This is a genomic window from Streptomyces sp. NPDC088387, from assembly GCF_044753385.1.
Taxonomy (GTDB): Bacteria; Actinomycetota; Actinomycetes; order Streptomycetales; family Streptomycetaceae; genus Streptomyces.
Genome location: NZ_JBIVNC010000012.1, coordinates 34,611 through 48,709, shown reverse-complemented (window position 1 = coordinate 48,709; position 14,099 = coordinate 34,611). Strand labels below are relative to the sequence as shown.

The following is a 14,099-nucleotide window of genomic DNA, read 5'->3' as shown; positions in this document are numbered from 1 at the left end:
TGCAACACCCCCGCAATGGTCGCCGGGGTCAGGCGGGCGTGACCGGTGGCCGGGGCGTCCGGATCCCGGCCCCTCCCGCACCCGCGAGCACCCGCCGCAGCCCCTCGGTCAGCTCCTCGGCGGTGGGCGCCGTCTTCGGGTCGAAGGTCCACTGGGCGATGAGCCCGGTCATGAGGGTGGTGTAGAACTTGCCCAGCGTGGCCAGTTCGTCGTCCGGGATGTCCTCCTCGCGGCCGCCCATGAGCATGGCGATCAGTCCGCGGGCGGCCTCGCGCTGGGCGCGGGCCAGATGGTCGCGGACCTCCGGCATACGGTCGCCCATGGTCAGGATCTCCATGCTGAGCCGCCACACCGAACCGGGTGCCCGCATGGTGCCGATGATGTTCGTCCAGACCTCGCCGAACCGCTCCAGCGAGCCGGGCGCCCCGTCGAACTCCCCGCCCTCCGCCTCGAAGTCGTCGCCGAGCCGCTCCACCAGGGCCACATAGGCCTGGGCGAGCAGCGCGTCCTTGGAGCCGTAGTGGTAGCCGATGGACGCCAGATTGGTCCCCGACTCCTTGACGATGTCGCGCGCGGTGGTGCGCGCGAATCCCTTCTCCAGCAGGCAGCGCATGGCGCCGTCGAGCAGATCCTCACGGTGTCCCATCGCGCCATCGTAGCGCGGCCGATATACGACCGTCTTAAACACTCGTACTAGACAAGCGTATAGGACGCTCGTACAGTCACTGCCATGACGACGAATCCGACGCACACGACCGACCCGGGCGCCGGCCGCGCCGGGCGCCGCGAATGGACCGCGCTGAGCGTGCTGATGCTCCCGCTGCTGCTGGTCTCGATGGATGTCTCGGTGCTCTACTTCGCTATCCCGGCGATCAGCGCCGACCTGGAGCCGAGCGGCACCCAGCAGCTGTGGATATTCGACATCTACGCGTTTGTGCTGGCCGGCCTGCTGATGACGATGGGTTCGCTCGGCGACCGGGTCGGCCGCCGCAGGCTCCTGCTGACCGGAGCCGTCGCCTTCGGCGCCGCGTCCCTCGCAGCGGCCTACGCCCAGAACGCCGAGATGCTGATCGCGGCCCGCGCGGTGCTCGGCATCGGCGGCGCGACCCTGATGCCGTCGACGCTGGCACTGGTCCGCACGATGTTCACGGACGCCGCGCAGCGGGCGAAGGCGATCGCCCTGTGGTCCACCGTGATGACGGCCGGCGTCGCCCTCGGCTCGGTGATGAGCGGCATCCTCGTCGAGTACTTCTGGTGGGGCTCGGTCTTCCTCGTCAACCTGCCGGCGATGGTCCTGCTGCTGGTCCTCGGCCCGCTGCTGCTCCCCGAGTCCCGCGACCCGGCCCCCGGCCGCTTCGACTGGCCGAGCGTCCCGCTCTCCCTGGCCGCCGTCCTCCCCGTGATCTACGGCCTCAAGGAGATCGCGGCGGACGGCTGGAACGTCCGGTACGTCGTGTCGATCACCGTGGGCCTGCTCTTCGCGGCCGTGTTCGTGCACCGCCAGCGCACCATCGCCTCGCCGATGATCTCCCCCGCCCTCTTCAAGGGCCGCGGCTTCACCCCGGCCCTCTCCCTCAACCTGGTCGCGACCTTCGGCATGATGGGCTCGGCGTACTTCACCACGCAGTACCTCCAGTCCGTGCTGGACAAGAGCGCCCTGGAGGCGGCCCTGTGGGCCCTGCTCCCCTCCGTGCCCATCGCCGTCGCCGCCCCGACGGCCAACCAGCTCGTCCAGAAGGGCGTCAACCGCGCCTACGTCGTCTGCACCGGCTTCGTCACCGGCGCCGCCGGCTTCGGCCTGCTGGTCCTCGCCGACTCCGACTCGCTCTGGCTGGTCCTCGCCGCGTGCGGTGTCCTGGCGTCCGGCATCGCGATGGTGATGTCCCAGATGGTGGACCTCGCCATGGGCACGGTCCCGGTGGAACGCGCCGGCTCCGCCTCCTCCCTGATGGAGACCGGCACGGAGTTCGGCGGCGCGCTCGGCATGGCCGTCCTCGGTTCGATCGGCACGGCCGTCTACCACAACACGATCCCGGCCACGGCCCCCGCCGAGGCCCGGGAAACCCTGGGCGGCGCCCTCGCCAGCGCCGCCCGCCTCCCCGGCGAAACGGGCGAAACGCTGGCCGCGGCAGCCCGCGACGCCTTCACGGACGGCATGCGGGCAGCGGCCCTGGCAGCGGCGATCCTGCTCCTGGCGGCAGCGGCCGTGGCCCTGACGGCCCTACGGGGAGTGCGGGTGCGGGAGGTGACGGAGGCGGAGAAGACGGCAGCATAAAGCGCCGGGTCGGCTGGACTCCCAGCCGACCCGGCGCTTACGGATACTTGCGGACGCTTACGGACAAGGCCGGCCGATTCCAGCCCGTCCGGCGTTTGAGGACGAGCCCATTCAGGGCGAACGGGGGTGTGGGGGCGGAGCCCCCACAAGTGCCGCCGACCTCAGACCAGGTCGACGGACCGGGCCGACGTCGCCCCGATCTCCGCGGCGACCTCGGCCAGCACGCCGGAGGCCACCGTGTCGTCGACGGTCAGCACGGCCAACGCCTCGCCCCCCGCCGCCGCACGGGCGACCTGCATCCCGGCGATGTTGATCCCGGCCTCCCCGAGGATCCGCCCCACGGTGCCGACAACACCGGGACGGTCCTCGTACCGCAGCACGACCATGTGATCGGCGAGCGCGAGATCCACGTCGTACTCGCCGACCGCGACGATCTTCTGAAGGTGCTTGGGCCCGGCCAGCGTGCCGGAGACCGAGACCTCCTCGCCGCTGCCGAGCGTGCCCCGCACGGTGACGACGTTGCGGTGGTCCGGCGACTCCGAGCTGGTCGTCAGCCGTACCTCGACACCCCGCTCCTGCGCGAACAGCGGAGCGTTGACGTACGACACCGTCTCGTCGACGACGTCCTCGAACACCCCCTTGAGCGCGGAGAGTTCGAGCACCTTCACATCGTGCTGGGTGATCTCGCCGTACACCTCGACGTCGAGGCGGACCGCGACCTCGCCGGCGAGCGCCGTGAAGATCCGGCCGAGCCGCTCCGCGAGCGGCAGCCCCGGCTTGACGTCCTCGGCGATGACACCGCCCTGCACGTTCACCGCGTCCGGGACCAGCTCACCGGCGAGGGCGAGCCGCACGGAACGCGCGACGGCGATACCGGCCTTCTCCTGCGCCTCGTCGGTGGAGGCACCGAGGTGCGGGGTGGAGACGACCTGGTCGAACTCGAACAGCGGCGAGTCCGTACAGGGCTCCTTCGCGTACACGTCGAGCCCGGCACCGGCGACCCGGCCCTCCTTGAGGGCGGAGTACAGCGCCTCCTCGTCGACGATGCCACCGCGCGCCGCGTTGACGATCCGTACGCTCGGCTTGACCTTGCGCAGCGCCTCGTCGCCGATGAGCCCGAGGGTCTCGGGGGTCTTCGGCAGGTGCACGGTGATGAAGTCGGAGACCTCGAGCAGCTCGTCGAGGGAGAGCACCTTGACGCCCATCTGCGCGGCCCGCGCGGGCTGCACATAGGGGTCGTAGGCGACGACCTTCATGCCGAACGCGGACATCCGCTGTGCGACAAGGGCGCCGATCCGGCCCAGACCCACAACGCCGAGGGTCTTCTCGGCCAGCTCGACGCCGGTGTACTTGCTCCGCTTCCACTCGCCGACCTTGAGCGCGGCGTTGGCCTGCGGGATGTTGCGGGCGGTGGCGAGCAGCAGACCGCAGGCCAGTTCGGCCGCGGTCACGATGTTCGAGGTGGGCGCGTTGACGACCATCACGCCGGCCTTGGTGGCGGCGGCGACGTCGACGTTGTCCAGGCCGACGCCGGCTCGTGCGACGACCTTCAGCTTCTTCGCGGCGGCGATGGCCTCCGCGTCGATCTTGGTGGCGGAGCGGATCAGGATCGCGTCGACATCGGCGATGGCGGGGAGCAGTTCGGCTCGGTCCCCTCCGTTGCAGTGCCGGATCTCGAAGTCCGGCCCCAACGCGTCGACGGTGGCGGGCGACAGCTCTTCAGCAATGAGTACGACGGGGTTCGAGCTCACGTGAGTCCTCACATGTCCAGTGCGGACGGCCGTCCCGACGGCCGCTGGCGGTGGAGGGGAGCGCACCGCTGAATCCTCGGTGTCGCTGGGCCGCGTGGAAGACGCACGACGCTGTGGGCCTGACGCGTATGTAGTACGGCAGTGTAGTGGCGCGCCGACAGTCGTCCTGCGCCTCTGCGGAAGGATCACCCGGACGTGAAGCGCCTTGCTGTACGGGGTCCCGGCACGGCCCCGTGGCGGCGCCCCACGTCGGGGGCGCCGCCACGGGGTACGCGGTCACGCGTCTTCGTTCACCCAGGACATGAGCTTGCGCAGCTCCTTGCCCGTGGTCTCCAGCAGGCTCTCGGCGTCCTTCTGCTTGTACTCGTTGTACTTCTTCAGACCGCCGTGGTACTCGTCCATCCAGTTCTTGGCGAAGGAGCCGTCCTGGATCTCGGCGAGGATCTGCTTCATCTCGGCCTTGGTGGCGTCGGTGATGATCCGCGGGCCGGTGACGTAGTCGCCCCACTCGGCGGTCTCGGAGATCGACCAGCGCATCTTCTCCAGGCCGCCCTCGTACATGAGGTCGACGATCAGCTTCAGCTCGTGCAGGCACTCGAAGTACGCGATCTCCGGCTGGTAGCCGGCCTCGGTCAGCGTCTCGAAACCGGCCTTGACCAGCGCGGCCGTACCACCGCAGAGCACGGCCTGCTCACCGAAGAGGTCGGTCTCGGTCTCCTCGGTGAAGGTCGTCTTGATAACGCCGGCGCGGGTGCCGCCGATGCCCTTCGCGTACGACAGCGCCAGCGGGAAGCCGTTGCCGGTCGCGTCCTGCTCGACGGCGGCGATACACGGAACGCCGCGGCCCTCCTCGTACTGGCGGCGCACGAGGTGGCCCGGGCCCTTGGGGGCGACCATGCAGACGTCGACGCCGGCCGGGGGCTTGATGAAGCCGAAGCGGATGTTCAGGCCGTGACCGAAGAACAGCGCGTCGCCGTCGTTCAGGTTCGGGGCGATGTGCTCCTCGTAGACCTGGGCCTGGATCGGGTCCGGGACGAGGATCATGATGACGTCGGCCTCGGCGGCGGCCTCGGACGGGCTCACCACGCGCAGGCCCTGCTCCTCGGCCTTCGCCTTGGACTTGGAGCCCTCGTGCAGGCCCACGCGCACGTCGACACCCGAGTCGCGCAGCGACAGGGCGTGGGCGTGGCCCTGGCTGCCGTAACCGATGACCGCGACCTTGCGGCCCTGGATGATGGACAGGTCGGCGTCGGCGTCGTAGAACAGCTCGGCCACTTTGGGTTCTCTCCTTGGGGTGCAGGTGTTGCGTCCCACCGTATGACGGCGGGGTAAGAGGAAGTTCGGGGGTCTCGGAATGCGGGCGGCCGTCGCGGCCGGCCGCCCGTCTCCATCGTTACGCGGACCGGTCCAGGGCGCGCAGCGAGCGGTCCGTGATCGAACGGGCGCCGCGGCCGATCGCGATCGTGCCGGACTGGACGAGTTCCTTGATGCCGTACGGCTCCAGCATCTTCAGCATGGCGGAGAGCTTCTCGGTGCTGCCGGTGGCCTCGATGGTGACGGCCTCCGGGGAGACGTCGACGGTCTTGGCGCGGAACAGCTGGACGATCTCCACGATCTGGGAGCGCGTCTCGTTGTCGGCGCGCACCTTCACCAGAACGAGTTCGCGCTGAACGGCCGAACCGGGTTCCAGTTCGACGATCTTCAGCACGTTGACGAGCTTGTTGAGCTGCTTGGTGACCTGCTCCAGGGGCAGGTCCTCGACGCCCACCACGATGGTGATGCGCGAGATGTCGGGGTGCTCGGTGACACCGACGGCGAGCGAGTCGATGTTGAAGCCGCGCCGCGAGAACAGGGCGGCGATCCGGGCCAGGATGCCCGGCGTGTTCTCCACCAGGACGGAGAGCGTGTGCTTGGACATGGGTCGTGGTCTCTCTCGGCTCAGTGGTCTTCTCAGTCGTCTTCGTTGTCGCCGAAGTCGGGGCGGACGTCCCGGGCGGCCAGGATCTCGTCGTTGGAAGTGCCGGCGGCGACCATCGGCCACACCATGGCGTCCTCGTGGACGATGAAGTCGACGACGACCGGGCGGTCGTTGATCGAGTTGGCCTCCTCGATGACCTTGTCGAGGTCGTCGGGGGACTCGCAGCGGATCGCGTAACAGCCCATGGCCTCCGACAGCTTCACGAAGTCGGGGACGCGGGTGCCCGCGCTCGGCTGCTTGCCGTCCGCGCCCGGGCCGCTGTGCAGCACGGTGTTGGAGTAGCGCTGGTTGTAGAAGAGGGTCTGCCACTGGCGGACCATCCCGAGGGCGCCGTTGTTGATGATGGCGACCTTGATCGGGATGTTGTTCAGGGCGCAGGTGGTCAGTTCCTGGTTGGTCATCTGGAAGCAGCCGTCGCCGTCGATCGCCCAGACCGCCCGGTCGGGGACTCCGGCCTTGGCGCCCATCGCGGCGGGGACCGCGTAGCCCATGGTTCCGGCGCCGCCCGAGTTCAGCCAGGTCGCGGGCTTCTCGTACTGGATGAAGTGCGCGGCCCACATCTGGTGCTGGCCGACGCCCGCCGCGAAGATCGTGCCCTCCGGGGCGAGTTGGCCGATCCGCTCGATGACCTGCTGCGGGGACAGGGAGCCGTCCTCGGGCTGGTCGTAGCCGAGCGGGTAGCCGTCGCGCCAGCGGCTGAGGTCCTTCCACCAGGCGGTGTAGTCGCCCCGGTGGCCCTCGGCGTGCTCCTTCTGCACCGCCTGGATCAGATCGGCGATGACCTCGCGGGCGTCACCGACGATCGGCACGTCGGCGGCGCGGTTCTTGCCGATCTCGGCCGGGTCGATGTCGGCGTGCACGATCTTGGCGTACGGGGCGAAGCTGTCCAGCTTGCCGGTGACGCGGTCGTCGAAGCGGGCGCCGAGGGCGACGATCAGGTCGGCCTTCTGAAGCGCGGTGACGGCGGTGACCGCACCGTGCATGCCCGGCATTCCGACGTGCAGCGGGTGGCTGTCGGGGAATGCGCCGAGCGCCATCAGGGTGGTGGTGACGGGCGCTCCGGTGAGTTCGGCGAGGACCTTCAGCTCGGCGGTGGCGCCTGCCTTGATGACGCCGCCGCCGACGTAGAGCACGGGCCGCCTGGCGGCGGTGATCAGCTTGGCGGCCTCGCGGATCTGCTTGGCGTGCGGCTTGGTCACCGGCCGGTAGCCGGGCAGGTCCATGACCGGCGGCCAGGAGAAGGTGGTACGTGCCTGGAGGGCGTCCTTGGCGATGTCGACGAGCACCGGGCCGGGGCGGCCGGTGGCGGCGATGTGGAACGCCTGCGCGATCACCCGCGGGATGTCCTCGGCCTTGGTGACGAGGAAGTTGTGCTTGGTGATCGGCATGGTGATGCCGACGATGTCCGCCTCCTGGAAGGCGTCCGTGCCGATCGCCTTGGAGGCGACCTGGCCGGTGATCGCGACCATCGGCACGGAGTCCATGTGGGCGTCGGCGATCGGCGTGACCAGGTTGGTGGCGCCGGGTCCCGAGGTCGCCATGCAGACGCCGACCCGGCCGGTGGCCTGCGCGTAGCCGGTGGCGGCGTGTCCGGCGCCCTGCTCGTGCCGGACCAGGACGTGGCGGACCCGCGTGGAGTCCATCAGCGGGTCGTACGCGGGAAGGATCGCACCGCCGGGAATGCCGAATACGGTGTCGGCCCCGACCTCCTCAAGCGAGCGGATGAGGGACTGCGCACCCGTGACGTGCTCGGGGGCGGACGGCTGTCCTCCGGATCGGGGCCGCGGCTGCGGGTGATGGGCCCCGGTGGCCTGCTCGGTCATCGGCATTCTCTTCTCGATGCTGAGGGTTTTTGCGAGGTTTGTACGAAGTACGACTGCGGTGCGGCAGGTGCCTGTGCAACAAAAAACCCCTCGTGCCAAAAGGCAAGCGAGGGGAGCGCGCCGGTGTGGTCGCTGGGATTTCCGGATCGTCCTCCGGTGGGTCCCAGCTCAGCCGACGCGCTGTCCAAGTACGAGAATTCGGGTGCGCATGGCACAGACCCTCCCCCCGGCGCACACCCACTGTCAAGTGGGTGGGACGGGAGTCTCATTATGTGAGCGGAGGGCCGGAGAGCCACTGAAAACGGTGGTCACACCGGTGCTGTACACGCCGGAACCGCCGCCCGCGAAGGCGGGCTCGGCCGGTCCGTGCGGCACCGTGCAGTGGCCGGACTTCAGCGCCCTGCGCAGCCGGTACTCGTCGAGCGGCCCGGAGAAGGCCATCCCCTGTCCATGGGTGCAGCCCATCGCGCGCAGGGCGACCACCTGCTCCGGCAGATCCACCCCGTCCGCCACGGACTGGAGACCGAGATCGCCCGCGATCCGCAGCAGACCACTGGTGATCTTGTGCAGCCGCGCGGACTCGACCACACCCTCGACCAGACCGCGGTCGAGTTTCACCATGTCGAGCGGGAGCCGTCTGAGCGCCGTGACGGCCGCGTAGCCGGTGCCGAAGCCGTCAAGGGCGATCCGGACGCCGAGCCGCCGCAGGGCGGCCAGCCGGCGCTCCAGCTCGTCCAGCGGGACCCTCGGATCGGTGTCGCACAGCTCGATCACCAGCGCCCCGGACGGCAGCCCGTGCCGGGTCAGCAGCGCCTCGACGGAACCGAGCGGCAGCGAGCGGTCCAGCAGGCGGCGCGCGCCCAGCCGTACGGTCACGGGCACGGCGAGCCCGGTGCCGGTGCGCTCGGCGGCCTGCTCGACCGCCTCCTGGAGCATCCAGCGGCCCAGCTCGGCCGTCCGGTCGCTGTCCTCGGCCACCCGCAGGAACTCGGCCGGTGTGAACAGCACCCCTTGCGAGGACCGCCAGCGCGCCTGCGCCGCGACCGCGGTGATCCGGCCGTCCGCCAGGCACACCACGGGCTGGTGCAGCAGGGTGAACTCGCCGTCGTGCAGTGCGGCCCGCAGCCGCGTCGCCAGCTCCGCCTTGCGTACGACGTCCTGCTGCATCTGCGGCTTGTACAGCTCGACGCGGCCCTTGCCGGCCGACTTCGCGCGGTACATCGCGAGATCGGCGTTGCGCAGCAACTCGCCCGCGCCCAGGCCCGATTCGGCGAACGCGACACCGATGGACGCGGCGACCCGGACATCGTTGCCGTCGATGTCGTACGGCTGCGAGAGGGTGACTCTGAGCCGGTCGGCGAGCTCCAGTATGTGACGCTCGCGGGCGCTGCGGTCGCGGGTGGTGTCGCCGACGATCAGGGCCGCGAACTCGTCGCCGCCCAGCCGGGAGGCGGTGTCGCCCTGCCGGACGGCGTCCTGGAGTCTGCGGGCGGCCTGGACGAGCAGCTCGTCGCCTGCCTGGTGGCCGATCGTGTCGTTGACGGCCTTGAAGCCGTCGAGGTCGATGAAGAGCACCGCCGTGTTGCGCAGGGCGACGCCCCGGTCGGAGCTGCGGCGGCCGGACAGGGCCTGCTGGACGCGCTGGGTGAACAGGGCGCGGTTGGGCAGGTCGGTCAGCGGGTCGTGTTCGGCGTTGTGCTGCAACTGCGCCTGGAGGCGGACCCGTTCGGTGACGTCGCGGCTGTTGAAGAGCAGGCCGCCGTGGTGCCGGTTGACGGTGGACTCGACGTTGAGCCAGCCGCCTCCGCTTCCGGGGTCGTCCGCGTGGGAGGAGCCGCCGTCGCCGGAGCGGAAGCGGCACTCGATGCGGGTGGTGGGTTCTTCGAGCGGGTTGGCGGTGAGGAAGCGGCGCACTTCGTGCACCACACAGCCCAGGTCCTCCGGGTGGATGAGTTCGGCCAGTTCGGTGCCGACCATGTCCTCCGCGCGGCGGCCGTAGACCCCGGCGGCGGCCGGGGAGACGTAGCGCAGGACGCCGGTGGGTGCGGCGATCATGATGACGTCGCTGGAGCCCTGCACCAGGGAGCGGAAGTGGTTCTCCTTCTGCGCCAGTTCCTGGGTGAGGGTGATGTTGTCGAGCAGCATGATCCCCTGGCGCACCACGAGGGCGAGCACCACCGTGCCGCCGGTGAGCAGCACGACCCGGTCGACGCTGCGGCCGTTGAGGACGGTGTACAGGATCCCCAGCGTGCACACGGCTGCGGCCAGATACGGCGTGAGGGCCGCCAGGGAGCCGGTGATCGGGCGGGTGACCGGATACCGCGTGTGCTCGCCGTGCTGGGTGTGCGCGGGCGGCGGGTGCGGGACGCTGCGCTGCCCCGGCACGTGTTCGTGGACCACCCGCGCGCGGATCTCTTCCACACGCCGGCCGTGCCGGAGCGTGGCCCAGGGGGCGTAGGCCAGCAGCAGCGAGCCGGCGAACCAGCCCGCGTCGAGCAACTGGCCCGAGCGGTAGTTGTTGTGCAGCAGCGGTGAGGTGAACAGGGCGTCGCACATCACGGTCAGCGCCAGGGCGCCGATCGCGGTGTTGACCGCGGAGCGATTGGCCCCGGTGCGCCGGAAGTGCAGCGCGAGCACCATGCTGACCAGCGCGATGTCCAGCAGCGGGTAGGCCAGCGACAGCGCGGTGTGCGCCACGCTCGCACCGCCCGCGCTGGCGGTCTGCGCGAGCGCGAGGCTCCACGACAGCGTGAGCAGGGAGCCGCCGATCAGCCAGGCGTCGAGCGCCAGGCAGACCCAACCGGCCCTCGTCACCGGCCGCTTGGCGAGGACGAGCAGCCCCACGATGGCGGGCGGCGCGAAGCACAGGAAGAACACGTCGGCGTAGCTGGGGCTGGGCACGGGGCGGTCGAGGACCACCTCGTACCACCCCCAGACCAGGTTGCCCATGGCGGCCATCGCCGATGACAGGGCGAACAGCAGCCACGCGGCCCGGAAGCGGACGCGGCGCGTGCGCGCGTACAGGAAGCAGGAGACGGCCGCGGCGCCGGCCGCGGCGCTGAGCCCGAAGTCGCCCATGATCAGGGCGACTCGCTCGTCGCCCCAGCCGATCGCGGAACCGACGGCGTAGCCCGCGCACACCAGGACCAGGGCGAGTTGGTGGAAGGTCCCCCAGCCGCTGCCGGAGGTCGACGGGCCGGATCGCAGAGGCCTCGGCCGGACCGCGGGGCGGGCCCGCAGCCCCCGGTCGAGGGCGGCCGTGGAGGGCGACGGCGAGTTCACCGGACCCTCCAGGTCCGTGCCGCGGCCGGGTCCCGCGGGTCCCGGTGCGCGGGCCTCTTGCGGCCGCCGTGCCTGCGGTGACTGCACTGGTGGCCGTGGTGAACAGTGTGTCGGCCGCGCCTGCGCGCGGCCGTGCGCCAGGGCCGTCGTCGGCGGCCCCGCCGCGTCGGATCGTTGGTCCATAGGCCGTGCATCGCCCGTCGCCCCCCTCGCAGTCTGAAATGTCCATCCCCGGCGCCGAACGGTGCACGGCGCAGCCCCTGTCCGGACGATACACCAGTCTCGTCACTCAGGGACATAGCTTCTCTACGCTCCGTGACGACCAGCGGCGATGCGGGCACGGACCGCTTCCGGGGGGTTGCGGAGGGTGCCCGAACCGGAATTTTAGTGCCTGTTGTGTGGATTTACGTGGCTGTTGTGGGGCTTTGCGGGCCGCTGGCCGGGTCCGTCTGCGCCGCCGTCGCACTGTCCGTCGTAAGGATCACGTTGGCGAGGGGCTCCCGGTTCACGAAGCGCTTCAACTGGGCGACCAGGAGCCGCTCGGCGCGCGGCAGGAACGCGGAGGTGGGTCCGCCGACATGGGGGCTGACGAGTACGCCGGGCGCACTCCACAACGGGTGTTCGCGCGGCAGGGGTTCGGGGTCGGTGACGTCGAGGGCCGCGGTGATCCGGCCGGCCTCCAGTTCGGCGAGCAGCGCCTTGGTGTCGACGACCCCGCCGCGGGCCACGTTGACCAGCAGCGCGCCGTCCTTCATGCGGGCCAGGAAGGCCTCGTCGACCAGGCCGCGGGTGCTGTCGGTGAGCGGGGTGGACAGGATCACCACGTCCGCCTCCGGGAGCAGGGCGGGCAGTTCGGTGAGTGGATGCACGGGACCGCGCTCCGTGGTGCGCCCGGAGCGCGCGACGCGCGCCACCCGCGCGAGCTCGAACGGTGTGAGCCGGTCCTCGATGGCGGCGCCGATCGAGCCGTAGCCGACGATCAGCACGCTCTTGTCGGCCAGCGCGGGCCGGAATCCGCCGCGCCACTCGCCGCGGTCCTGCGCGCGCACGAAGTCGGGGATGCCGCGCAGCGAGGCCAGGATCAGTGCCAACGCGAGCTCCGCGGTGCTCGCCTCGTGCACACCGCGCGCGTTGCACAACTGCACGCCGGGACGCAGGTGTTTCAGGCCCGGCGTCACGTTGTCGATGCCGGCGGACAGCGTCTGCACGACCCGCACGGAACGCATCCGCGGAAGCGGGCGCAGGCACGTTTCGCTGGGCCTCATGTACGGCACCACGTACAGCACGCAGTCGGCCGGATCCGCCGGGAACTCCGGGGCGCCGTCCCAGAAGTGGTAGTCGGGTCCGTCGGGAAGTCCTTCGATCTCCTCCGGCCGGAGGGGCAGCCACACGTCATTGGTCATGGTCAGGAGGCTAGTTCCTGCCGGACCCAGGTCGGGCGTACGCCGGCGCAGAGGTTAGGTTGGGGTGCCGAGAGAGAGGGTTACGGCCAGGTGGAGCGCAGGACGATCGGCGCGGCGGCGCTCGCGGTGGGGGCCGTCGGACTCGGGTGCATGCCGATGAGCTGGGCCTACAGCTCGTCCCGGCAGCGGGGCGACGAGTCGCTGAGGGCCGTGCACCGGGCGCTCGATCTGGGCTCCGACCTGCTGGACACGGCGGACATGTACGGCCCGTTCACCAATGAGCTGCTGCTGGGGCGGGTGCTCAAGGAGCGCCGTGCCGAGGCCTTCGTGTCGACGAAGGTGGGGCTGCTGGTGGGTGAGCAGCACATCGTGGCCAACGGGCGGCCGGGGTACGTGCGGCGCGCGTGCGACGCCTCGCTGCGGCGGCTCCAGACGGACGTCATCGACCTCTACCAGCTGCACCGGCCCGACCCCGAGGTGCCCGTCGAGGAGACGTGGGGCGCGATGGCGGATCTCGTGCGGGCCGGGAAGGTACGGGCATTGGGATTCTGCGCGGTGGGGGCGCGCGGAGGCCGCCGGTCCGGGACACGTCTCTACGACGCGACGATAAGGCAGCTGCTGCGGGTGCAGCAGGTCTTCCCGGTGAGCGCGGTCGAGGCGGAGCTGTCGGTGTGGTCGCCGGAGGCGCTGGACGCGTTGCTGCCGTGGTGCGAGTCGCGGGGGATCGGGTTTCTGGCCGCGATGCCGCTCGGGAACGGCTTCCTGACGGGCACGCTGACGCCGGGCGAGGGGTTCGAGCCGGATGACATGCGGGCGCGGCATCCGCGGTTCACGGCGGAGATGATGGCCGCGAATCAGGCGATCGTGGTGGGGTTGCGGCGGGTGGCCGGCCGCCACGGCCGGGATGTCACGGCGGCCCAGGTGGCTCTCGCCTGGACCCTGGCGCAGGGGCGGCATGTGGTGCCGGTGCCGGGTGCGAAGCGCGTCCGCTGGATCACTGAGAACGCCTCCGCGACGAAGCTCCACTTGACGCCCCAGGACCTGACGGACATCCAAGCCTTGCCAACGGCCCAGGGCTCTTGGGAGTAGCGGGCCACACCCAACCACGCCCAGGGGGGTACCGCGCCGCGGTCGGCCTCGGGTCGTGGTGGGTTGCTCGCGCAGTTCCCCGCGCCCCTCGGGGGACCGCGCCGTCGTCGGCCTCCGGTCGTGGTGGGTTGCTCGCGCAGTTCCCCGCGCCCCTCGGGGGACCGCGCCGTCGTCGGCCTCCGGTCGTGGTGGGCTGGGCGCGCAGTTCCTCGCGCCCCTTGGGGGGCTGCGTTGTCGAGTCGGCGGTCTGAGCACCGACGTAAGGGGCGCGGGGAACTGCGCGACCAGCCCCCACTCGGCCGCGGCCGAATACACTCCGCACCGCCCCCAGGGGCGCGGGGAACTGCGCGAACAACCCACCACCCGGCCGCGGCCGAAAACAATCCGTACCACCCCCAGGGGCGCGGGGAACTGCGCGAACGGGGCGGTGGGAACCTGTGGGGCTTGGGCGGTGTATGACAAGTAGGAACCGGGCTGGATGAACCCGCGTCGAAGGGA

9 protein-coding genes are annotated in these 14,099 nt (G+C 70.7%); 2 read left to right on the top strand and 7 right to left on the bottom strand.

Annotated elements, in window-relative coordinates; all coding sequences use genetic code 11:
- Positions 1-28: 28 nt before the first annotated feature.
- Positions 29-646, bottom strand: a complete 618-nt coding sequence (locus tag ACIQAC_RS28790) for a TetR/AcrR family transcriptional regulator (protein ID WP_402195795.1) — start codon at positions 644-646, stop codon at positions 29-31.
- Between the two features lie 84 nt (positions 647-730).
- Between ACIQAC_RS28790 and ACIQAC_RS28785 the strand changes: the two genes are divergently transcribed.
- Positions 731-2,275 (top strand): MFS transporter, encoded by a 1,545-nt coding sequence (locus tag ACIQAC_RS28785; protein ID WP_402195794.1) that lies wholly within the window; start codon positions 731-733, stop codon positions 2,273-2,275.
- A 161-nt stretch (positions 2,276-2,436) separates the two neighbouring features.
- Here the strand turns inward: ACIQAC_RS28785 and serA are convergent, their stop codons facing one another.
- The 6 genes from serA to ACIQAC_RS28755 form a co-directional block, all read right to left on the bottom strand.
- Positions 2,437-4,026: a phosphoglycerate dehydrogenase gene (gene serA / locus ACIQAC_RS28780; RefSeq protein WP_402195792.1), complete on the bottom strand. Its 1,590-nt coding sequence runs from the start codon at positions 4,024-4,026 to the stop codon at positions 2,437-2,439.
- 276 nt (positions 4,027-4,302) lie between these two features.
- Positions 4,303-5,301 carry a ketol-acid reductoisomerase gene (gene ilvC / locus ACIQAC_RS28775; protein WP_402195790.1) on the bottom strand — a complete coding sequence of 333 codons (999 nt, stop codon included), beginning with the start codon at positions 5,299-5,301 and terminating at the stop codon, positions 4,303-4,305.
- Positions 5,302-5,419: 118 nt separating this feature from the next.
- Positions 5,420-5,944: an acetolactate synthase small subunit gene (gene ilvN / locus ACIQAC_RS28770; RefSeq protein WP_402195788.1), complete on the bottom strand. Its 525-nt coding sequence runs from the start codon at positions 5,942-5,944 to the stop codon at positions 5,420-5,422.
- Between the two features lie 32 nt (positions 5,945-5,976).
- Complete coding sequence (locus tag ACIQAC_RS28765; protein WP_402195786.1) at positions 5,977-7,833, bottom strand: acetolactate synthase large subunit; 1,857 nt, start codon at positions 7,831-7,833, stop codon at positions 5,977-5,979.
- A 237-nt stretch (positions 7,834-8,070) separates the two neighbouring features.
- The gene (locus ACIQAC_RS28760) at positions 8,071-11,109 is read right to left on the bottom strand and encodes a putative bifunctional diguanylate cyclase/phosphodiesterase (protein WP_402195784.1); all 3,039 of its coding nucleotides are present in this window, start codon (positions 11,107-11,109) and stop codon (positions 8,071-8,073) included.
- Between the two features lie 404 nt (positions 11,110-11,513).
- Positions 11,514-12,512, bottom strand: a complete 999-nt coding sequence (locus tag ACIQAC_RS28755) for a 2-hydroxyacid dehydrogenase (RefSeq protein WP_402195782.1) — start codon at positions 12,510-12,512, stop codon at positions 11,514-11,516.
- Positions 12,513-12,602: 90 nt separating this feature from the next.
- On the opposite strand from ACIQAC_RS28755, the gene ACIQAC_RS28750 reads away from it, so the two are divergent.
- A complete protein-coding gene (locus tag ACIQAC_RS28750) occupies positions 12,603-13,601 on the top strand; it encodes an aldo/keto reductase (protein WP_402195781.1) in 999 nt (332 codons plus the stop codon).
- Positions 13,602-14,099: the final 498 nt, after the last annotated feature.